Genomic DNA, 21,689 nt, shown 5'->3' with positions numbered 1-21,689 from the left:
ACGCGGAGCGATGGGCACGATCAGTGTTGAGGCAGACTTGTGTATAACGATGAGCGCGGAGCGTGGGCACGATCAGGCATTCAGCCGCACGCCTGTCATAAACCCCTGCTACTGTGCCCGGATGATTTTGCGAGGACTCGTCATGCTGTCTCGGTTGGCTCGCTTGTTTCTGTTGGTAGTTCTGGGTGCAAACGCATTGAATGCACAGGCCGAAACCTGGCCCGGCGAGCAATGGTCTTCCCGACCGGCCCCCCGCAGCGCCGCACTCGATGCACTGGAAACCTACGCCTTCCCGACTCGCGACGAAGCCAACCGCACAGGCGTGCGCACCGATGCGCTGCTGGTGATCCGCGACGGCGAGATTGTCTATGAGCGCTATGTCGGTGTGACCAACGCAGAAACCCCGCACCTGACCTGGTCGGTCAGCAAAAGCATTCTCGCGACCGTTCTGGGCGTGGCGTTCGGAGACGGGCGCTTTCAACTGGCAGACCCGGTGGCGAAGTTCTACAAGCCCTTCAGCGCTCATCCCGACATCACCGTTCAAGACCTGATGCACTGGGCGTCCGGTCTGGACTGGCAGGAAGATTACGAATACGCGCCGCTCAACTCTTCCGTCGTCGCGATGCTGTACACCCGCGGTCGCAACGACATGGCTCTCTTCACCGCCAGCCACAAGGCCGCCACGTCACCCGGCACGCGCTACCTGTATTCCAGCGGCGACAGCACGGTGCTGGCAGCCGCCTTGAAAGGCATGGTCGGAGCAGAGGCCTACCCAAGCTATCCCTGGACCGCACTGTTCGAGCCAATCGGCATTCGCAGCGCTGTCTGGGAAACCGATGCCAGCGGTACCTTCGTAGGCTCGTCCTACGCCTACATGACCGCCCGGGATCTGGCACGCGTCGGCCTGCTGATGCAGCGTGGCGGGCAGTGGCAGGACAAACCTTTGCTCAACAAGGCATGGATGGACTTCGTGCTGACGCCGTTCAAAGGCGAGCAGATTCAGGCCAAGGTCGAAGTGCCCGGCGGCCAGTGGTGGCTCAACCGCACGGCCGACGGAGGCAGCGGCCCTTGGCCCGACGCACCCGCTGACACCTTCGCCGCGCTCGGCCATTGGGGCCAGGCGCTCTACGTGATCCCCAGCCAGAAACTGGTGATCGTGCGCTACGCCGATGACCGCGACGGCAGCTACGACCACGACCAGATGCTCAAACGCATCCAGGCAGCCTTCGGCAAGGAGAACGGGCAATGAGTAATCGTCGAGCGTTCATCCTGCGTCGTCCCTTCACCAGTCTGCTGCTATTGCTGCTCGCGGCGCTGGCTGTGCTGATCTTCCAGTACCGCGTCGCCCTGCAGGCGTTTCCGACCATCATCAGCGCGTACACCGCCAAGGAATACTGCTCGTGCCGTTACGTGGTCAACAATCCCGAAGAGTACTGCCGGGCCTACGTCAAACAGTACGTGCCCAGCACGCTGATCGATGAACCCCAGCAGAAACGTGTGATCGCCAGCGGTCTTGGACGTGTCAGCATCGCCGCCTGGCAAGGGCCGCTGGAAGGTTGTCGCCTGTTGCCGGAATCGCCATAACAGACGCTGGACGAACGGAGCGGTTTGCCAGCGGTCTGACAGGCGGATAAGGTGCTTCTCAATTGCCCGCCCGGAGTCTGCATGCTCAACCTGCCTCGCCTGCTGTTGGTCCTTCTGGCCACAGCGGCGCTTCCTGCCCATGCCAGTTGGTATCTGGATAACGAGTCATCACGCCTGTCGTTCACCTCCACCAAAAACGCCGACATCGCTGAAGTGCATCGCTTTCTGGTGCTGCACGGCAAGGTTGATGACAAGGGGCTGGCCGAGGTGGAAGTCGAGCTGGAATCGGTCAGTACCGGCATCGCCCAGCGTGACGAGCGACTGCGTGATCAAGTGTTTCAGATAGGCCAGTTTCCCGCTGCCAGAATCAACGCCCGACTCGACATGCGACCCATCAACGCCCTGGCGCCCGGCGCACAACTGGAGTTGCGCCTGCCGCTGTCGGTCAGCCTGCGTGGCAAGACCCACACCTACAACGCCGAATTGCTGGCCACGCGTCTGGATGATCGACGGTTTCAGGTGGTGACGCTCGAGCCTTTGGTGGTTCACGCTCAGGACTTCGATCTGGTGCCGGATTTCAACGCATTGCGCACTCACGCAAGTCTGTCGGCGATCAGCCTGTCGGTGCCCGTTGGCGCCGTCCTGATCTTCACGGCGCGCTGACATGAGCAGTGCGATCTTTCCGTGGCGTGAAAACAACCAGTTCAAACTGCTCATCGACGGCCCTGCGTTCTTCCCGCGCATGATTACCGCCATCGACCGTGCCGAGCAGCAGGTCGATCTGGAACTGTATCTGGTCGAGGCGGGCGCCTGTGCCGACGCGATGGTGCGAGCACTGGTAGACGCCGCCCGCCGTGGCGTCATCGTGCGCTGCCTGTTCGACGACTTTGGTTCCAAAGCTTTCAATGCCGGCCTGCGTAAACAACTGACCGATGCCGGTGTGATCCTGCGCTTCTACAACGCGATCCACTGGCGCCGCGGCCTGCGCAACTTTTATCGCGATCATCGCAAGATACTGGTGGTGGACAAGGCCCTGGCCGTGGTCGGCGGCACCGGCGTGACCGACGAATTCTGGGAACCGGACAAGGACGTGAGCCAGTGGCACGAGGTGATGGTGGAAATCACCGGCCCGCTGGTAATGGACTGGCAAGCGCTGTTCAACCGACAGTTTCACGTCAACCCACGCCGCACCGCCTGGCGACCGAAAGAAAACTTTGGCCTGACGCACCTGCCCAACGCCCCGGTCTCCGGAGAAGGGTTGGGCCGCGTGGCCTACGCCGACTCACGTCAGCATCGCGACATCCTGCAATCACTGGTGCGCGCCTTGAACACCGGCCAGAAACGCATCTGGTTGGCGACGCCGTACTTCCTGCCCACCTGGAAAGTCCGCCGCTCCCTGCGAAGAGCCGCAGCGCGTGGCGTCGATGTGCGTTTGTTGCTCACCGGACCACGCACCGATCACCCGTCCGTGCGCTACGCAGGCCATCGTTATTACCCGCGCCTGTTACGCGCGGGCGTGAAAATCTTCGAATACCAGCCGTGCTTCCTGCACCTGAAAATGGTCCTGATCGATGACTGGGTCAGCATCGGCTCGTGCAACTTCGACCACTGGAACCTGCGTTTCAATCTGGAAGCCAACGTCGAAGCCCTCGACCCGACGCTGACGAAAGACGTGGTCGCCAGCTTCGAAAAAGACTTCGCCCTGAGCGCCGAAACCACCCTGGCCGACTGGAAAGCCCGGCCACTGTGGCGACGCGTCAAACAGCGTCTCTGGGGCTGGATCGACCGGCTGGTGGTCAACCTGCTGGACCAGCGCAACTGAAGGGAAGGGGCCGGCAACGGCCCCGAGTGCGTATCAAGCCGGCTGGACAATACTGTCGAGCGAGCGATCCACCATGGCCTTGGCCAGCTCCGCCATGTGCAACACCGCAAACACCAGATCCCGGCTCGTGCCCTCGGCGTTATCGCCCGACTCGTAAGCGGTGGTGATGATGCAGCGCAACAGGTCCGAGGCGTAGTTGAGCGCTTCTTCCTGGGTGACGGATTGGTTGATGGTGTAGAGGGTGGCGGGCGGATCGGGGATAGTTCTTTGAAGCATGTTTGCAACTCCTGATCGTTAGAAGGAGCCGCCCCTTTTCGCTACCAAACGATTGGGTGGCGGCCGCACGCAGGTTGGTAGACCGGTGACCAGGCAAGCCGGTGCGTCCGAAGACGCCAAGCGCACGGCCGCCATAAACGCGGGCCGTAAAAAGGCGCCCCCTCAAGAGGTGGCGCATTGCGCACAGGTCACACAGGTCTACCAAACCCGGCCGCTGATTTTGCAGCCACCGGGCAAGCCTAGAGACCGGAGTAAGCAGGCGCAAGGGGTTGGGATTCTCTCGGAAATTTCACTCAACGGATAGAGAGGCATCCTGCTATTGGGGGCTGGATGGTGGTGTTGAGGCCATGTTTGGCGGGTTTTGAACGATGGGCCTTATGTTCTTTCGCTGGCTGCCTTCGGAGAGGAGGGGGCCGGCGCGTTGCTCAGCCTCACCTGCATCTCCTCCAGATAGCGTGATATTTGTTGATCGCCTGGCGGCTCCCTATTGTCAAAGTCCTCAGTACAAGCGGCTGAGACGTGGAGTAGAAAATGATCAAGAAAGTCATCGCTGGCGTTCTGGAAATCGCTTATCTGGAAACTGGCCCGTCCAACGGTGCCCCCGTTGTGCTGCTTCACGGATTTCCCTACGACGTGCACTCGTACGATGAGGTCGCAAGGATTCTGGCCTCTGAGGGGAAGCGCTGCCTCATCCCGTATCTACGAGGCTATGGCCCTACAAGGTTTTTGAGTTCAAGCACGATGCGTTCGGGTGAGCAGGCCGCAGTTGGAGCTGACTTACTGGCTTTTCTCGACGCGCTGAAAATCGAAAGCGCTGTCCTGGCTGGATACGACTGGGGTGGGCGGGCAGCCTGTATCGTCGCTGCGCTATGGCCGGAACGGGTCGATGGGCTCGTCAGTTGTGGTGGCTACAGCATCCAGAATATTGCCAAAGCGCGCGAGCCGCTTTCTCCTGAAGCCGAACAACTTCTTTGGTATCAATACTATTTGCATGGCGAGCGGGGCTATAAAGGCTTGTCTGCGAACAGACAGGAATTCTGCAAGCTCCTATGGGAAACGTGGTCCCCTACATGGCGTTTTTCGAAAGAAGATTTTGCCTCAACAGCACTGTCTTTCAGCAATCCAGACTTTGTGGATGTCGTCACCCACTCATACCGGCATCGTTTCGGACTGGCGGATGGCGATCCAGCCTACGAGCAGATCGAATCGAGACTTGCGGCACAACCTGAAATCTCGGTGCCAACGATAGTGCTTGAAGGCCTGGATGATGCAGTTGACCCGCCAAAGCAAGACGACCCGTTTATCAGCCATTTTATAGGCCCTTACCGCCGGGATTTCGCAAACGGAGCCGGGCATAACGTTCCGCAGGAGGCTGCTCAACATTTTGCTGACTGTATCTTGGGGCTTGGACAGAAGTTATCGGGAGCGCTAGGCGCTTTGTAGTGGTCCGCTGATCACCTTATCTCCTGAACCAGGCTCGAACTTGGCGAAATCTGGGCTGCAAGGAAAATTACATTTTCGCCAAGGATTTTAATATGAGCAACGGCACGCATGAGTACAAAAAAGTTTAGATGATGAGCTAGATTGGTCGTCTCTAACGCTATCGATCAGTTAGCTGCAATTCGAAAAAAACCAGAATAGCCTCGCTCCTTGAACCTGTGAGTGTCGGAGGTCTGGCCATTTCTTATGACAGGCTTTAAGGGGCTGCTTTGGGTCGAATTCGAAGGATAGCTGACAACTTAAGCGTAAACCGAAAGCCTGCGATTGTGCCGTTAAAAAATTATCTCGCTCCGCGCCTCACTCGCCTGTACTCGCAGTGTCAGACCTGACTCGAAGCAGATGACCAAGTGATGATCCGGCTTGATTTTATCCGTTAGATAAAAAGTTTGGGTATCGGCATCGGGTTCTACAACACCAATCGAATGGATCACATGGCTGTCGCCCTCAACAGATTCGTGATCTTGCCCAGTCGCAGAAAAATAGCTGACCTCATGGAAGCTGATAATGATCTTGCTGGCTTCTTCATCCGGTACCCAAGCTTCGGGCCATCGGGTAAAAATAAGCAGTGCTGTGCGATCCACGATGTCGTAAGTTATGGTGCGGGCTTGGTAGAAATTATGTAGGTCGTAAGCCCGGTCGTTAACCTCGATCTCGATGTGCCCAAACACGAAATCATGAAATTGCATGTTCTATCCTCAATAATTATGCACCGATGGAGGCTTACCGAATCGCAGAAGTGGCCGCTTTGGGTAGCAAGCGAGGGAGCAAAACGATAGCTTCTGGCCGATGAGGTCGGTCATAAGGGTACCGCTGCTTGTGGTCAGTTAACACATCAATCTCGGTGATTGAGGCCGACCGAGGCGCTACAGTTCCGAGATTCGATACTTCCCTGCCGATAAGGCCAGCACGCACGTTCCTTCATGCGGGGCGACTGTCGGACGATTGTCAGCTTCACTTTTTCCGGAGCCGTCCTGTCAGGAGAGAGATCGTAGGCAGCGCGAAGGGCAACGACATTGTCAGCGCCTCTTGGAATATAGTTCTGATCGTTGAATACGGTTTGTCGAGCTGAGTTGGTTGACAGGTGTGTGTCCGATGCTCGAGGCCACGATGAGTCGAGTGATTGCCTTTGCACGGTGCCGCTTGCCCGAGTCGATTCCGCATCACTTCGGGGGTAACTGATCGCCTGATTGAACACAGAGTCGACTGTCGAGATTCTGCTACCGAAGTGGAATGCACCTATCGCCGCAGTACTTCCAATCACCATACAGATGAGCACGTAAACGTGACTGCGTTTTTGACGTGTTCGAATGACTCGTTTTGGAGCGTCGGTAATGTCCGCTATCATCTTCGGATCGTCCTTGAAGAGCTAAAATCTACCCCATGCTTCGGGCTCCGCCCGTAGCGTCCACGATCAAGCTTTGAGAAGCAGGGCTATGATCCACAGCGGTAGCAAGAGTGCGAGAGGAACTACAATTATAAGGATTACGCCACGGACGACGTATCTCCAACGGTAAAGCCGACTACCTTCAGGAGCGTCCCTGGCTGCTTTCCAAAAATCCCATAACTCAAATATCCTCAATAAATCTATCAGATCCCCAAGATCGATAAGCATCGATGGCCTCGTTTTATATTTATGATGCATTGGAGCGATGAAAGTATACTGCGGGCTGAATGAGTGCAATCTACCCATCGCCGACTCTTATCAAGCACGTAATCTGCTGAATGAATACGTTTTTGTGGGAGGCGGCTTGCCGGCGATGCAGTCGACGCGGTATGTCAGGAAAATCACGTCATCGTTCATCGTCGGCAAGCCGGCTCCCACAGTCCGTTGTTTGCTGTGCGACAGCGCTACGTCGAAGACGTGGTGGCGCCTCCCAGACATTTAAATCAGACGAGTAGATAATCGACTACTATTCCAGCTATTTCCAGTGCGTATGAAAAACGAATCTTCCCAACATGAATCTACTGGCAGTACAGCCTATAACCTTGCGCAGGCCCACGGTGCCCGGCCCCTGTCCGTTGATGGCTATCATCAAACGGTAGAAATGTGTGGTCGCGTCGCCTGCGGCTGGCTGTTCCGCTACAGAATCATTTGCAGCGTGGACATACCAGAGCATGATCAAGAGTCATTCGCTGGCGCTTTAGGTTGCCTGGTTGCTGACGACGGAGAGATAAGTGATCTCTCGGGTCCGATGTTCATGGACATGCTTCACATGCTGGCATAGCCCGCGTGACTACTTCTGGCTGATAGCTGCCCATCACCATTGGCCACTATCGACCCAAAGCTGACCTTCAGGTGGGTTAATTTTTGTCATCTCGTGAATGGCATCATCAAGGACTTTGCGATCCGAGCTAAAATTTTTATGCATTTTTCAGAAACAATGAGCGGTGGTTCGTTAATCATGTAAAGCAGGTGTTCGAACGCTACACCAGCCTCGTTGTGATCGAGATAATCAAGAACGATTTCACCACCATTCTCTAAACCTGTCTGAGCTAATGCATGGTATTCCGGTACAGGGCCGAGCTGTTCGTATGCAATGGACATCAGCGTCGAGATTTCCTCAAGTGCTTCAACGAAATCTGCCCTCAAGTCGTTGTTAAGGTGGCTCATAACAAAAATTCCTTCGATTATGGTGACCTTCGTTCCGTTCCCGTCTGGACGATTGTTGCCCAAGACCTGGTCTTTGCGCACGCGCTTGGGCAGCTAAGGTCGACTGTCCGCTCTTGGGTCACGCTTTACCCTTTTCCTCGTACGAAGCATCGACGAACGTGATGTGCTCCTCCCAAGCAGCTTCAGCTAGATCCCGAATAATTTCAGCGAGCGTCTCAACATCCACCCCCTGAGCTTCGATGCAGGCCAAGCGTCCGGGCGACCAGTCAATGACGGAACACTGTGGATACTTCCCCAGCAGTGCGGACAGTGTTTCCTGAGGCGGCTCTTTGTGGGTATACATGAAGTCAAAGTACGGGGCACTGGCATTCTGAAGCGGGTAAACTAGGACCCAAGCATTTGATGGGCCGGGAAAGCAAATGTGGACGTTACGATGCGCCCATTCCGGCCCACTGTGTTTGACGTGGCGAAGAACTTCGATGATCGAATGACAATTGGCTATTCGGATCAGGCGATCAGGGTCAAACGTCCACCCAGGTCCAGGCTGGGTTGCTGCGTTACTGGTCAGTGGTGCAGTCATTCTTGTTTTCCTCTTCATCGCATTACCTTAGGTTCGAACGTCTGCTCTTGGCCGATTCTGTTGAAAAAGTAGATATCCTGCTTGGCCTGCGGCAAAATCAGATCATCGGCCAGCGGGAGAATTCGCAGCATGATGGGACAATTGTCGAGCGGACGAGAGACTGTTTTACTCGTTCAACATTGAATATCACATCCCAGCCAATCACCTCCTGCGCAGCATTGATCGATGCCTTGATCTCAGCGATCTGCGCCATTATCTCGCCGATTTTTATAGCTCAATCGGGCGCCCATCCATTGATCCCGAAATGATGAGTCGCCTGTTGGTGGTGGGCTACTGCTACGGCATTCGCTCCGAACGTCGGTTGTGCGAAGAGGCTCATTTGAACCTGGCGTATCGCTGGTTCGTAAGCGATCCATAGCCCTCGGCAAAAAAGTCTGGCGACATCCGCGCAAGAGACGGCATCTGTAATCTATGCTAATAACACCTCACAACACTTTTGATCAGCGAGCGATCGGCTGGTCAGCGTGACCCGAGCAAACCTCGAGGATTATCACTTGAACCATACTTACCCACATGCAACAGCAATAAATATAACTATTCCCGGAACTGACAGAAGATGCACAATTGATGCAAAAGGTAGCAGCATAATCATCACGGGCATAAACGGTTCTGGAAAAACTCAACTTCTTAAAACACTCTATAACTTCTGCGAACTTTCGATGCAGAGCACTGATACCATTGACTCCTTACAAGCACATATTCATCATTTGAATGAATTCCTGAGTAGCAATTCGAAAGTCCATCAGAGCTACGAAAGCCATGTGGATGCACTCAAATTCTCAACAATCAAACTTGACCATTTAAAAAACCCTCCGATAACCATTAAAAACCTAGAAACATACATTCAAGACTATAGAATGGGAAAGTCCGTACTTTTACTTTTTGAGGCAACCCGTCAAGCTAACTTTAGAGAGGCATCTTCAGCTACGAGTAAAGAGAAGATAATTCAGCAGGCAGCACATACGCCAGACACATCCAGCTATTTTGAAGACTACCTCGTAAGCCAGATAACTTTGCAGGCTTATGCTGAATCCCCAAACATCGGAAATGATCCATCCTCAGCTAAAACAATTGCCAAGTGGTTCGAAAAACTTGAAGCTGACTTTAAGAACCTATTCGAAGATCCAACTCTTCGCATAAAATTCGATTCGACTAAACAATGCTTTTTCATCCATCAGGATAACAAAGCTCCGTATCGCTTTCAAAATTTATCATCTGGATTCTCATCCCTCTTGGCGATATATGCTAATTTAATTATGAAAGTCGAGCTTCGTGATATTTCTCCAGCAGAAATGTACGGGCTAGTTTTTATTGACGAGATTGATGCTCATCTTCATGTATCCCTTCAGCGCAAAGTGCTTTTATTTTTGACAGAAGCCTTCCCCAATATACAATTTATAATCACCACACATTCACCTTTCGTCGTTTCCTCTGTCAATAATGCCGTCATTTACGATATGTCCACACTACAGCAGGTTGATGATTTATCCATGTACTCATATGAGTCAATTCTGCGCGGGTTATTCGATACGCCACCTGTATCTCAGATAGTTACAGATAAGGTGGAACGACTTTACGAAATTTTAGAGGAGTCCTGCCCAAATCTTGAAGAGCTCCAACAAACTCTTAAAATCGTTAGTCAACATGAATCAGAACTAGATCCTGAATCCGCAATGCATATTAAACGTGCGAGGATATTCTTGAATAAGAACTTGGGAGGTGGTACAGATGTTTAATGCTATACGCACACATCCCGCTCCAGCATCACTCGCGGAAGCAAGAGCCTATGACGGAGATGACGTCTACGCTGAGCTTAGAAAAGTATTTTATGACAAATGCTACATCTGTGAAACGAACGACCCCCACGACATAAACGTCGAGCATTTTTTTGCACATGAGGGTAATCACGACTCCAAGTATGATTGGAATAATCTTTATTTTGCTTGTAGTAGATGCAATAATATTAAAGGAACTGCATTCAACGAAATCATCGACTGCTGCGATCCTGAGCACGACGCTTTTCGCTCGATTAAACTGCTGCCACCAATGTCTCCACGTGGCAAAACAGTAATGATCAAAGCCACGAACGATGACCCTCGAACAATAAAAACTACAGAATTGCTTGCAAAAGTGTACAACAGTAGTCATACCGTAAATAAAAGAATTTCTAGCGAATTTTTGCGAAACAAGGTTTTCAAACAGTATAATCTACTGCTAGATCAAATTGAGTTCTACTTTGATCCAGTTTCTACCCCAGAAGACAAAGCAAGATCTGTTGACCGAATGAGAATACTCATTCAAAAAAGTATGCCTTACTCGGCTTTTATGCGATGGTGTATACTTGAAGATGCGGTTCTAGCCCCGTTACTTGCGAAACACATGGATTAAATCTTTTAAAAAGTATGCGCCATGGCGACCATCATTCCCATACGCCTCGACTTTTTGCTGAGTTGTACTGTAGTCGTCTCACGACTCAGCACCAAGCAAGCAATGCTAAATCCCCCTCATCTCCTGAATGTAGGGGGTTATATCCATCTGTCGCAAGAGTAATAAACTTGACCCGGCGCCAGTGCAAGGCAAATGCTATTCAGAAAATAGGCACTGCTGAATCATCTTCAGATACGATCTGGCATCTAGGATGTCGTACGCGTTTGACATGCCATGGGCCAACTGCGATGGGCGCATCCTTCACTAGAAGTCTTCAATCAGCTCTTTTGCGATCTCCCTGATCTGAGCAAGTTTCTTGGGTTCTGTGGGAAGAGGCACTTGTTGAGCTTCGTCCAGAAGGTAGTCAGGGAAACCCTCCTCGTCCCGGATCAATTCGTTTTCAGTTGCTCCCGCTTGCTCCATGCGGATATTTTTCACCGCTTGAACCGCAGCAGCCCTAGTTTCACCATCTACGACCAAAGCTGCCGCCTCCATAGCCATCTGCTGCTTCTGTTGCTCTTCAAACTCTTCTTGTTTGTTCTGCAAATCAAGATCACTGCCCATAAATGCTCCCAGTCAATAGATGAGTTTCTCAGGTGACCTGGCCTAGGGGTCAACCGGAGCACTATGATATACCCACAGAGGTGCTGGGCAGCACGGTATAGAACCACCGCCAGAAACTTCTATCGCAGCCAAATGTGCCCATGGATCAATCTTGGCAACCGTCCGCTTTTGGCCGAGGCTATGTAAAACGTTTTTGAGCACGTCAGGTGCTCAAAACCGGACTGGAAATCGCGTTTCTACGCGAAATCCAAATCTGCAGACGTGCTGAAAAATTTCAGATTTAACGTAGACGCGGACACTTCAATTTTAGCGAAGCGTTTTTACACACTCTGGCCGGTAGCGGTCAGTCGCGACTGGTTGCTGCTTCTGGCCTATTGCTGCCGTTCGTGACGGGCAACAACCGGCCATCAACCGCCGTCAGAATACCCGATGCCGCCGGTTAGCATTCGACTGAAATCGGCCGAAAACGCTAGCATCAACAGTAGCCGGATTGATGCTCCACACCGCCTTTCGACAAAGTTAAATACGCTCGAATTCACCAGCTTTCCAGAAGCACACCCGGGGGCGAAAGCGGGTCACCCGGATGTTATCGATTTTCTAGGACGCTCAACTCGCCGTCACGTGTATGGAGCACCTTGTCGCAATCTTATGCACAGCCGCAGCAAAGTCTGTGCATTTGCACGTGACGACTACCACGGCTGCGAAGCCGATTGCCAACAGGCTGGGTCGTACAGAGCCGATGTCAGTAATCGCTTCCTACTGCTGCGTTGTAGGTGGTCAGCAACAGGTCGTAACCTGCACGGGCGTCAGCCAAGTCCTTGTTCAATTCCGGGGCGTCTGCACCTGCGGCCCAGTGCTGCTGAAGGCGAGCCAATTGATCGAGCCAGTCTTTGGCCGACGCGGTGGTGACGCTCCAGATCGGGGGCTTGTCGCCCTTCGCACGCAAGCGCGGCAAAGCTTTTACGAATGCATCGGCCTCAAGTCTGGTTTTATCCAGCGACTGCTGCATCGCGAGCAACTGTAGGGGTGTCAGGCTCGCGCCGCTGGCCATGGCGTCGAGGGCGTTGATGGTCTGGCGGGCAAGCAGCATGAAACGCAGCGTGTGCCAATGCTGGTCATGACCTGTGCTGGCTTCGATGGTCTGAAGCTGCTGAGCCCGCACTACCAACTGCGGCTGTTCCAATGCCTGGCGAAACGGGATGGACTGAATGCGTGTCTGGTCAATGAGGCGACGCAATTGTTCGTTGACCTCGGGGCTAAACTCGTTATCGAGTCCAGGTCTGAAGAACCTTTCCGCTTGCTCGGCGACAGGGCGTAGCGCCGCGTAAGTTTTTGCGTAATCGTTAGCCGTGGTCTGGGCTTCAGCGAGTTCGTCATGATAAACGCCTCCGGTATTGCAAGGCGAAGCCGCAGCACCCTTGGGCGGGATGGGTTCGCCCGAGCCCATGCCGAACTCGAGAAACTTGAAGGCAAGCGGATCAGTTTCGCGTTTTGCGATGAGCGCGCGGTACTCGGCATAACGCTGTTCCAGAAGATCGGCGCCGTTCACCAGACAGCCGTTCAAGACTTGCACCGTTGCCCATTGCAAGCTGGCGTAGTTGCCAAACAGTTTGGGCGGCTCCGATACCCGTTTGACCAGCGTCATCATCAATACCAGTACGACAACGGCGGCGCCAAATGTGCGAGTGGTGATCATGGGCGATCCTCCTGCCAGTCTTGGGTCCCATACCACTGACTGCGGTTCAACTCGCTCGGGCAGGGCTCGAGCGTCACTTGTCGGGCGGCGCATATGCGTTGCGGCCATGCCTGCAAGCCTTGGTTCACGGGGAGCGGCGCATGTCTGGCCAGCGCTGCAGCCAGCAGCACCGAGGGCACCAGCATGCCTATAAAGGCACCGAGCAGCACTTCGTAAGTTGCGCTGCTGCACAGGCGTGACAGGGCCGAAGCACAGCGTCTGGAGAGGTCCAGTCTGTTCCACACCGCCATGAGTGTGATGATGCCGACGTAAGTCAGCATCACCCTTTCACCGAACAGAAACAGAAAGGCGCCCAGCAGCCAGATCCACAGACTCTCGCGGATCGGCAGCGGAGTAGGGCGGCGCAGGCTCAGCCAGCGGCCGAAGTGCTTGTTAATCCAATTATCAACAGGCCACAGGCTACGGCCCACAGCGTCTCCGAACCAGGCGAGGAAGCAGGCGATCACCCCGAATATAAGCACCCGAAGCAGCATGCTCAGAAGGCTGCCATAAAAGGTCTCGCCGAGCTGATACTCTTGGAACCAACTGAAACAGGCCGACGCGCCGATCAGAGCCACTGGCACCGCCATAATCGGCGGATCACGGCGTAGGGGGCGCCAGATGTCAGGGTTGAGTGAAGGCACCTCATCAAGCAACTGTGGATAGCGACTTTGCACGGTTTGATATAGAGCTTCGCAAACGTTCCAGTCCGCATACGAGAACTTGAAGCTCAGACGAACCCGGCTGTTTTCGCTGAGATCTTTGAACAGCATTCGTGCTGCGCGAGACTCGCTGGTATCAACTCGTTCAGCGAGGCGCAATTGCCGTTCAAGGAAGGTGTGTCTGTCGCTGCGTTGTTGCAACTGACTCCACCAAGGCTGCGGACAAAGGTGATCGTTGTCTTTCCAGCCCTGCTGAGCACAGATTTCGTCGAACAGGCTCTGCGACCAGACCGGAGCCTGGGCAAGCGCTATGGCCAGCCGCTCGCTCAGCCATCGCCGACCGTCCAGCGACTGCAGCCAAGGTGCCGCCTCAAGTGTGTTCGCGAGTTCAAGAAAGCGTGCGCTGTCACCGGTGGATACCGCCAGTTGTAACCAGGCACGCTCCGTGAGTCTTTCTCGCAATCGTTCGAGTGCAGCTCCGGGTAAGTCTATGCGCTGCCATGGGCTCAACCATTGGAAATGTTTGATCGCCAGGTCGGCCAGTTCCAGGTCACCATCGGCCAGACAGTACGACAGTAGACCTTGTTCAAACTCCGCTTCGCAGTCATATAGGCGGGCATGGGCCAGCCGATCCTCGAAGTTGGCTGGAGTCAGTTCAGCAAGACACTGTTTTGCCAGGCGTCGGGCGGCGGACGGACTCGCAGCCTGCGGTGACTCGCTGTGCAGCGGGTCCTGCGGGAAGTCGAGCTCTGCAGACAGCACCGGCTCAACGGGTCGTTGCGGCGCCAGCGGCTCCAGTAATAGTTCCGGCTCTTGCTCTTGTTCTTGCTGCTTCCGGTCCGCCCATTCCAGCGCCTGATCGTAGGCTTCGCGCAGACGCTGGAAACCCTCGGGATCCTCATCGGGGCGGTGGCGCTTGAGCAGTATCGCGTACTGGCGCTTGATGCTGCGTTTATCAGCGTCAGCGGGCAGGCCCATGATCGACCAGCAGTTCATTGCCATACGCCTTCTTCAAAGGCGTCAAGCTGAGCCGTAATCTGCAGGCGCAACGCGCGAATGTCGTGCAGCTCCTGGGTATTGCACACACTTGAAGTGGGCGTGTCGCCCAATGCGTTCGAAACCAATCGCGCTTCGCCGTCGCGCCATGCGGCGATCAGACGGTGAGTGGTGTCGAGGTCGAGGCCGATCATGTACGTTGAAGCTCCCTGATAACCTGAATGCCGCTAGTCGGCCTTTGAGGCGGCTTAGCCTAGCGGAGTTGGATCGACGACCGAAGTAAAATTGAACACCAATAAACGCCTGGCACTAATTCAGGTGCGAAACCTTAATAACGTTAATCCTGTGTCAGATGATTTTTTCGTAGTACAGAGTGAGTAAACGATTCCAGATTCGTCGTAGCATGTTTGAGCCCACCAACCCTCACAGGATATGAAGGTTTTCCATGCGTCTGTTTTTCCCACTGGCCATAAGCCTGACCCTTATCGGCTGCGCTACGACTAAAACCGATATTCGCAATGAAGCAAAAATCAGCCAATACGATCCGGCCACCATGGCTCGCGTCCGCCTGATTACGGAGAACACTATTACTGGAGGCTACGTGAGTGGCCAGACCTGCGCGACATTCTTCAACTCCTTGCGTACCAAAACGCATGAGGAAGCTGGCTGGCAAGCTGCGCACGTTGACTCACCGGGTCTTTATCCTTTTCGTGCAACAGACACTCAGAACAGCGTGATCGGCATGCCTGCCAGCGAGGCGAGCAAAGCGATCAACAGTTCGTCCAGGGTGTTTGACGAGCATGTCGTTCTGGCTGGCAAGCCCCTTATCGCACAGATATATATGGGAGGATCGCAAATGTCATGCATCCCCGCGCCTGTCACGCTCATCCCTGAACCCGGCAAAAACTATGAGATGGAGTTTCAGATCATAAAATTCAGCACGTTCAAGGCCGGATGTGTGCTTGCTGTTCGCGAGCTCTCCGCTCAAGCCAATGCGACAGTTGAAACGCCACTGAGGCCACAGATTTGTGTCAATACGCTCTTTGGCTGGCAAACCTCGAATCCCAGCCCGTCACCTTGAAATGCCTCGCAACCCCAAGGAAGGATGTAATGGAAGTTAGCAAGACGCAGTTTGTTCTCAATAGCCTCATGCGCCTTCTACAGGTGTTTTTGGGGCTGGCGGGCTGGATGGGCGCGGGATTGATTTTGGGACTGCACCTTCGCTCCGGTTTACAACCGTTTTTGTCAATGATATTGGCGTCGGGGTTAGGTGTCATAGCCATAGTGGTGCATGAAAGCGGTCATTACATAGGCGCCAGGCTGCACCGCATGCCGGTGTTGATGATGCGCTTTGCCGCTGTGGAAGTTCAGTTGCGGCGCCGGGATTGGAAGATTCGCTGGTCGCCACAGCTAAAGGGTCGTCGCCTGGGCGGTTACGTAATGGCGGCGGCCAACCGGCAGCTTCCCCTGCGCAAGCAGATGCTATGGCTGGTGCTGATGGGGCCGTTGGCCAATTTGTTCACAGGCCTGATATCAGGAGGATTTGGCTGGCTCACCCAAGGGCTGATGTCAGCATTCTTCCTGGCGTTTGCCGTGCTTAACCTGAGCATGGCATTTGCCAATCTGGTGCCAACTTCCCGCATTCTGCCTAGCGACGGTTCACATCTCATTGCCTGGTGGCTTCATCGCGATGACCAGCGGGCTGAACTGGCTCCGATGCGCTTGTTGGCGATGTCAGTTGCAGGAGTGCCCTGTGAGCAACTGCCGGGTGCCGACCTCGCACAGTTGTCCCAAGGAGCGATGCCTCAACCGTTGATTGCCATCAGCTATCGGCTTAGCGCCTTGCTAAACCAAAGTAACTTCGAGGCGGCAATACAACTGGAACAGGATCTTGAGGCGTTGTTGCAGGAGTATGCGCAGTCACTCGAGGGTATGGGCACGCAGATCACGCTATTGCGCATTGAGTTCGCTTTCGTCCGGGCGTATCTGAATCGGGACGCCAAGCACTTGTGGGACGACTGGGCGAATAGCGATCTTGACTGGTATTGCCCTTGGCTGCGTCCACGCTGTTCGGCCTTGCGAGCGTTTTTGAATGGAGACCTGAACCTGGCTGAACATTATGTACAGCAGACACTGGCTGCTGCGAGTAACAGCGTGGTTGCCTCGATAAACCGTAGCGAGGCCCTTCTGGCGAACACCATGCGAGCATTATCTGCAATGGCACCTAGCAAGGATCTCAAACTTGAGCTCGCACCATAGCCACAAACACTTGGTAGGTTCGCCAGTATTGATACTTACAAGCTTTCACGAAGGCCGTCTGGTGTTTGCAAACGCTTTTGGAGTCGTACCGCGCTCACAAATTTGTCACCAGTCATTCCCGATGGCCTTCGAACCATCCCGTCCTCCGCTCATCACACACCTGTCAGGTACTGACGGGCGATAACTTTCTGGAGCAATTCCGATGGCTGATAAGCGAAAGATTTTCTGGTACGGCACGGCGGGCGATAACGTTATCGAGAGCTTTTCCGGAGGCAATGACGTCATCTACGGTGGGGCGGGCTATGACTACATTGCCCCGGATAGGGGTGGCAACAATGTGATCATCGGTGGGGCTGGGCGCGATGATTTGGTCGCCAACGGCACGACCGTCTTCCGGTATCTGTCGCTGGAAGACAGTTACCTGAGTGCCACTGGAAGCGATGAAAGTGTCGACTGGATCTCGGGCTTCAATTCGAACAGGGACCGGCTTGATCTCACTGCGCTGGGTTTCACGGGGTTGGGTGACGGCACAAACGGCACGCTCAAGGTCAGCACCGAGGGTGATTATGATCACACCTTCCTGAGAAGCTACGAGGCCGATGCAGACGGCAATACGTTCGTGCTGGAGTTTTTCGACTATGTGGACTTCAACGCTGCGAACTTCCAGCGCCTGATTAGCGGCACCGATACGGCTGACGCGATCCTCGGGACATCGGCAGGCGCCGAAACGCTGATGGGTTATGCAGGCCGTGACACGCTGTCAGGTCTGGCTGGAGACGACCGTCTGGCGGGCGGAGCGGGTGGTGACACGCTGACGGGAGGGGAGGGGGCTGACGATTTCGTTTTCAGCGCGATCACGGACAGCGTTCACGCCACATCAGGCATCCAGACGCGGGACCTGATCACTGATTTCAATGCGGATCAGGGCGACATCATCGACCTGGCCGGTCTGAACTTCACGGGGCTGGGCAATGGTTACAACGGCACCTTGAGGGTCGAGCTCAATGCAGCTGGCACTCAGACGATTCTGAAATCAATGGAAACCGATGCTGCTGGCAATCGATTCGAAGTATTGTTCAACGGCGACCTCACCTCCGACCTGAACCGCAGCGCCTTCGACTTCGGCAATCCCACCGGGCCGAAAGTGGTCAACAGCCTGACGCAAGATAATCTGGATGTCGTCGGAACCGCCGGGAACGACACGCTCAATGGCGGTGACTACGATGATCAAATGGTCGGGTTTCAAGGCAACGACCGGATCAATGCCGGTTCCGGCGACGACGTGATAGTGGGCGGTTATGGCAAGGACACGATCAGTGGCGGGGCGGGTCGGGATATTTTCCTCTACTACAACGTCGAGGACAGTTACCGGACGGCAGATGGCAGTTATTCAGACCTGATTACCGACTTCGAAGACGGCGACGCCTTTTATATCCTCGATATAGGCCTGGAGCGTGACGGCAACGGTTACAACGGTACGTTGAAGGTTGAATACAACGAGGAACAGGACCGCACTTACCTGCGTTCCTTTGAAAGCAACGCCAAGGGCCAGCAGTTCCAGGTGGCACTCAGTGGCAATCATCAGAACATCCCTTTCCTGTTTGACGGGTTGTACCTGGATGAGTCGCCCATTCATATCATCGGGGTCAATCCGGCGAAGCCTCTGGACATATCCATACTGGGTTGAGGTGTGATGTGTGGACGTTGCAATGACGTTATGCGATTGATGCTGTAGACCGGAACGCCAGTTCGGCATCTGTGCAAACCTGGCGTTCTCTGGCTTTCAAAAGCACTTTTAGTGGCGACCGAACACGTTCGAGAGTCTTCTGTACCAAGGCTTTTGAGGTGATCTTCGTGGTGACGGCGTGGGCGGTGACGCAGGCGGCGGGATGCGACGCGGTGGTCTGGTAGCTGCCGGGTTACTGCGTGGAAGGGCGCTTTCAAAGTCTCTTCTGTTCAGAAAGTTACTTGCTTCTGCCCGATTCATCCCCCGTTCATCCATGGTATTAAGCACTTCGTAGCTATAGCTGCCAGACGCGTTTGTCTGGACGTGCTCCCACAGCCCCTGCTCTTTTAGAAAAGGAGTCAGCTTATCGATGTTGTTTTTGTAATGTTCGACCTTGTCCGCATAGTCTTCCGGGGATGTGATCGTAGTGATTCTGGGCACATTGTCAGCCCTGTCGCTTGGGGTGTAGTTCACTGAAGCGCTTTCGGGTGTCAACTCTTTCAACAGTGAGCCGACGTCTATGGAATGGTCCGGTTTGTAGTGCCCGGAGCTGTTGTCGAAGGTGAGCATTCCAGGCACTTGTGGGTTTTTTTTAAGCACGCCCGCAGCGACTGGAAGTCCCATGCCCGGTTGAATCCCCATGTGTTGATAATCGTTGTTCACGAACAGCCTGAGAGTTTGATGAGTGTCTCGAAACAGGGCGAAGGCGCTTCCGGATTCAGAGGGTTCCCATACCGGACTGCTGCCTGCCATCGGCGACAGGTTGCGCCCGTACACGACGTTTCCCGCTGAAAAGCCCTGCGCCTGAACGTCCCATGTCAACTCTTCGAACTCTCCCGTACCAATCGATCTGTTCATGACATTGACGATGTCAGACACAAAAATATCGAGCGGTATCGCAATAGCGCCCTGATAATCGATATGCCTAAGCGGATTATTGAACGTGAATGCGTAAAGATTCAGCCCCGCCTCAGTGCCCATCGGATCTGGACTGATCCACCTTTGCAGCCAGGGCGCGTAATACCTCAAACCGTAGTAGTACAACCCGCTGGCGTCCCGTTCCTTGCCTGAATAGCGCACGGTCTTGTACTTGGCCTCTAACGCACTGCGCCCGGCCCACCATGCCGTACCGCCAAACGGGTAGTAGCTTTCCTGACTGATCAGGCCGCCTTGTTGGTCCAGCTCCAGCGTGCTCGAGCCCAGATGATCAGTCAGGCTGTAGCGCACCTGATCGTTGGCGATGCCGTTCGGCTTGCCAGCTTCCCAGTGCAACACCCGTACGCCATTGCGGCCTGCCTGAGCCGTGATGACATGGAGTATTTCGCCGTCGGCCGTGGTGCGGATCTCCAGACCCGGCAGATAGCGCACTTCGTTGATCAGCGTACGACCGGAGGCCTGTGCACTGTGGATCTTGCGCATGCGTTGGCCCTGGCCGTTGTAGATATAGCGCTCTTCGTCACTGAGGCCGGATTCGCGTTGCACGGTGGTGATCTGTTGCAACTGATTGCGCACATCCCAGATCAAGGATTGGCCTCGCACTAACTGCAGCAGATTGCCGTTGGCGTCGAAGCTGTCGGCGAAATCGGTGTCCACCTCGCCCTCAGGCAGACTGCGATTGCTGTCCGGTGCGACGCGCATCGTGCGGGTAAAGCTTTGCTCGCCGACATGACGCATCGTCAGCAGATTGCCGCCCGCGTCGTAGTCATAGGTCTGTGTGTAGTTGCTGACCTGATTCGGGTCAGGCGGCATGTTCTGCATGCGGGGCAAGCTGGGGCCGTGGCTGAAGCCAGTCTTGACTTCGAACCCTTTGGCCTCGATCAGTTGGTATAGCGTGTCATAGGCGTAATGGCTGACGGGTTCGACGTACGGGTTGTTGCCGTAACGGTTCAGATGCGCAGCATCTTTAATCTCAAGAACGTTGCCAACCGGGTCATAAACGTATGTCAGCTTTTGTACAGCAACGCCATTAGCCGAGGTTGCCAGCAGCTCGTTCAGACGGCCGGTGTGTGGGTCATAGGCATAACGACTGATCACGCCATTGCCAGCGGTTTCCTGCTCGATCTGAGCGAGTGCGCTGTAGCGGATCTGGCTGACTAACACCTGAGGTTTTACAGCCCCAGGCTGTTTCAGCTCGACAGTGTTCAGTTGCCCCGCCACGGTGTGACCGAAGTGCTGCGCATTGCCTCGAGCATCGGTCTGCTCGATCACCTCTGCCAATGCGTTCACGGTCCATTGCGTGTCAAAGCGTTCATTCTCCAGCAGGGCATCGCGTGCGGAGTTGGCCAGCGGCCAGTCTGGCGTTACCGGCTCCTGCAGAAAGGATCGAGTCTCGTTCAGTACCGAGCCGGGCAGACTGTAGTCCATGACTAACAGGCTGCCGGCCGGATCATCGTGGCGAATAATCCGGCTGCACTGATTATGCGCAAACGCATCAGGCCCGCCGTAGGAGAAACGTTCTGTGACGCGGTCCAGCTCAATGATCACTACCGGCCGTACCAGTGCGTCGTATTCGATCGTGCGCTGGCCACCTCTACCGTCCCAGCTATACAGCGCCTGGCCCGCCTCACCATGCAGCACAAGCCGCCAACCACTGTCTACGCTGTCAGTGGCGACGGGCTCACTACGCAGGCCATAGACAGAACGCCTGTTCGAAAGTGGTGTATCTGCGCCCAGTCTTGCATCAGATTCGCCGACCAGACGCCCCGCACTGTCATAAGCGCGATGGCTTATGAGTCTGTCGACAGGCTGCTCATGACCGTTTCGGCGAAACGCGATATGACTTAAAGGGAGATGGCGAGAATCCAGCGTAGTGATCGTCGGGGTATGAGTATGGAGTGTCATGTTCATCCGGCAGCGTCCCTGCTTTCGGTTCGTTATTGAATCCCAT

General features: G+C 54.7%; 19 protein-coding genes and 1 pseudogene. 11 read left to right on the top strand and 9 right to left on the bottom strand.

Going from position 1 to position 21,689, the window contains the following annotated elements; genetic code table 11:
* Positions 1–142 precede the first annotated feature (142 nt).
* The 4 genes from QRN20_RS05955 (at position 143) to QRN20_RS05940 (ending at position 3,406) form a co-directional block, all read left to right on the top strand.
* Positions 143–1,249 carry a serine hydrolase domain-containing protein gene (locus QRN20_RS05955; RefSeq protein WP_029243262.1) on the top strand — a complete coding sequence of 369 codons (1,107 nt, stop codon included), beginning with the start codon at positions 143–145 and terminating at the stop codon, positions 1,247–1,249.
* A complete protein-coding gene (locus tag QRN20_RS05950; RefSeq protein WP_004881429.1) occupies positions 1,246–1,584 on the top strand; it encodes a hypothetical protein in 339 nt (112 codons plus the stop codon). Before QRN20_RS05955 ends, QRN20_RS05950 begins: the two co-directional genes overlap by 4 nt.
* An 81-nt stretch (positions 1,585–1,665) precedes the next feature.
* Complete coding sequence (locus QRN20_RS05945; protein WP_029243261.1) at positions 1,666–2,247, top strand: YceI family protein; 582 nt, start codon at positions 1,666–1,668, stop codon at positions 2,245–2,247.
* A gap of 1 nt (position 2,248) precedes the next feature.
* The gene (locus QRN20_RS05940; protein ID WP_058432482.1) at positions 2,249–3,406 is read left to right on the top strand and encodes a phospholipase D-like domain-containing protein; all 1,158 of its coding nucleotides are present in this window, start codon (positions 2,249–2,251) and stop codon (positions 3,404–3,406) included.
* A 33-nt stretch (positions 3,407–3,439) separates the two neighbouring features.
* Here the strand turns inward: QRN20_RS05940 and QRN20_RS05935 are convergent, their stop codons facing one another.
* A complete protein-coding gene (locus QRN20_RS05935; RefSeq protein ID WP_025996353.1) occupies positions 3,440–3,682 on the bottom strand; it encodes a DUF6124 family protein in 243 nt (80 codons plus the stop codon).
* A 531-nt stretch (positions 3,683–4,213) separates the two neighbouring features.
* On the opposite strand from QRN20_RS05935, the gene QRN20_RS05930 reads away from it, so the two are divergent.
* Complete coding sequence (locus tag QRN20_RS05930) at positions 4,214–5,125, top strand: alpha/beta fold hydrolase (protein WP_200865349.1); 912 nt, start codon at positions 4,214–4,216, stop codon at positions 5,123–5,125.
* 329 nt (positions 5,126–5,454) lie between these two features.
* Here the strand turns inward: QRN20_RS05930 and QRN20_RS05925 are convergent, their stop codons facing one another.
* The 3 genes from QRN20_RS05925 to QRN20_RS05915 all read right to left on the bottom strand — a co-directional run bounded on the left by QRN20_RS05925 (position 5,455) and on the right by QRN20_RS05915 (position 8,373).
* Positions 5,455–5,868: a hypothetical protein gene (locus tag QRN20_RS05925; protein WP_029243258.1), complete on the bottom strand. Its 414-nt coding sequence runs from the start codon at positions 5,866–5,868 to the stop codon at positions 5,455–5,457.
* A gap of 1,625 nt (positions 5,869–7,493) precedes the next feature.
* A complete protein-coding gene (locus QRN20_RS05920; RefSeq protein ID WP_029243255.1) occupies positions 7,494–7,793 on the bottom strand; it encodes a hypothetical protein in 300 nt (99 codons plus the stop codon).
* 118 nt (positions 7,794–7,911) lie between these two features.
* The gene (locus QRN20_RS05915) at positions 7,912–8,373 is read right to left on the bottom strand and encodes a hypothetical protein (protein ID WP_235160791.1); all 462 of its coding nucleotides are present in this window, start codon (positions 8,371–8,373) and stop codon (positions 7,912–7,914) included.
* A 129-nt stretch (positions 8,374–8,502) separates the two neighbouring features.
* On the opposite strand from QRN20_RS05915, the pseudogene QRN20_RS05910 reads away from it, so the two are divergent.
* The 3 genes and pseudogenes from QRN20_RS05910 to QRN20_RS05900 all read left to right on the top strand — a co-directional run.
* Positions 8,503–8,776: pseudogene (locus tag QRN20_RS05910) on the top strand (transposase); the annotation flags it as partial.
* A 151-nt stretch (positions 8,777–8,927) separates the two neighbouring features.
* Positions 8,928–10,169: an AAA family ATPase gene (locus QRN20_RS05905; protein WP_285360031.1), complete on the top strand. Its 1,242-nt coding sequence runs from the start codon at positions 8,928–8,930 to the stop codon at positions 10,167–10,169.
* On the top strand, positions 10,162–10,821 hold the full coding sequence (locus tag QRN20_RS05900; protein ID WP_080665257.1) for a hypothetical protein: 660 nt from the start codon (positions 10,162–10,164) through the stop codon (positions 10,819–10,821). The genes QRN20_RS05905 and QRN20_RS05900 overlap by 8 nt, the downstream gene beginning before the upstream one ends.
* 303 nt (positions 10,822–11,124) lie before the next feature.
* Here QRN20_RS05900 and QRN20_RS05895 read toward each other — a convergent pair whose 3' ends face one another.
* The 4 genes from QRN20_RS05895 to QRN20_RS05880 all read right to left on the bottom strand — a co-directional run bounded on the left by QRN20_RS05895 (position 11,125) and on the right by QRN20_RS05880 (position 15,011).
* Complete coding sequence (locus tag QRN20_RS05895; protein WP_029243251.1) at positions 11,125–11,424, bottom strand: hypothetical protein; 300 nt, start codon at positions 11,422–11,424, stop codon at positions 11,125–11,127.
* Positions 11,425–12,166: 742 nt separating this feature from the next.
* Positions 12,167–13,120 carry a DUF3829 domain-containing protein gene (locus QRN20_RS05890; protein ID WP_163003844.1) on the bottom strand — a complete coding sequence of 318 codons (954 nt, stop codon included), beginning with the start codon at positions 13,118–13,120 and terminating at the stop codon, positions 12,167–12,169.
* Positions 13,117–14,817: a J domain-containing protein gene (locus tag QRN20_RS05885; RefSeq protein WP_122544928.1), complete on the bottom strand. Its 1,701-nt coding sequence runs from the start codon at positions 14,815–14,817 to the stop codon at positions 13,117–13,119. The genes QRN20_RS05890 and QRN20_RS05885 overlap by 4 nt, the downstream gene beginning before the upstream one ends.
* A complete protein-coding gene (locus tag QRN20_RS05880) occupies positions 14,814–15,011 on the bottom strand; it encodes a hypothetical protein (protein ID WP_029243249.1) in 198 nt (65 codons plus the stop codon). Before QRN20_RS05880 ends, QRN20_RS05885 begins: the two co-directional genes overlap by 4 nt.
* Before the next feature lie 251 nt (positions 15,012–15,262).
* Between QRN20_RS05880 and QRN20_RS05875 the strand changes: the two genes are divergently transcribed.
* From QRN20_RS05875 to QRN20_RS05865, 3 genes are all read left to right on the top strand, one after another.
* Entirely contained in the window at positions 15,263–15,898 is a 636-nt protein-coding gene (locus tag QRN20_RS05875; protein ID WP_122418946.1) for a hypothetical protein, read from the top strand.
* Positions 15,899–15,927: 29 nt separating this feature from the next.
* Positions 15,928–17,076: a M50 family metallopeptidase gene (locus tag QRN20_RS05870; protein ID WP_122544927.1), complete on the top strand. Its 1,149-nt coding sequence runs from the start codon at positions 15,928–15,930 to the stop codon at positions 17,074–17,076.
* A 202-nt stretch (positions 17,077–17,278) separates the two neighbouring features.
* A complete protein-coding gene (locus tag QRN20_RS05865; RefSeq protein WP_122544926.1) occupies positions 17,279–18,763 on the top strand; it encodes a calcium-binding protein in 1,485 nt (494 codons plus the stop codon).
* A 108-nt stretch (positions 18,764–18,871) separates the two neighbouring features.
* On the opposite strand, the gene QRN20_RS05860 is transcribed toward QRN20_RS05865, so the two are convergent.
* Positions 18,872–21,649 (bottom strand): RHS repeat domain-containing protein, encoded by a 2,778-nt coding sequence (locus tag QRN20_RS05860; protein WP_285360032.1) that lies wholly within the window; start codon positions 21,647–21,649, stop codon positions 18,872–18,874.
* Positions 21,650–21,689: the final 40 nt, after the last annotated feature.

The sequence above is a fragment of the Pseudomonas sp. fls2-241-TYG-175 genome (assembly GCF_030209155.1).
In the GTDB taxonomy this organism is placed as follows: Bacteria; Pseudomonadota; Gammaproteobacteria; order Pseudomonadales; family Pseudomonadaceae; genus Aquipseudomonas; species Aquipseudomonas viridiflava.
This window is presented reverse-complemented; position numbering and strand designations above follow the sequence as displayed.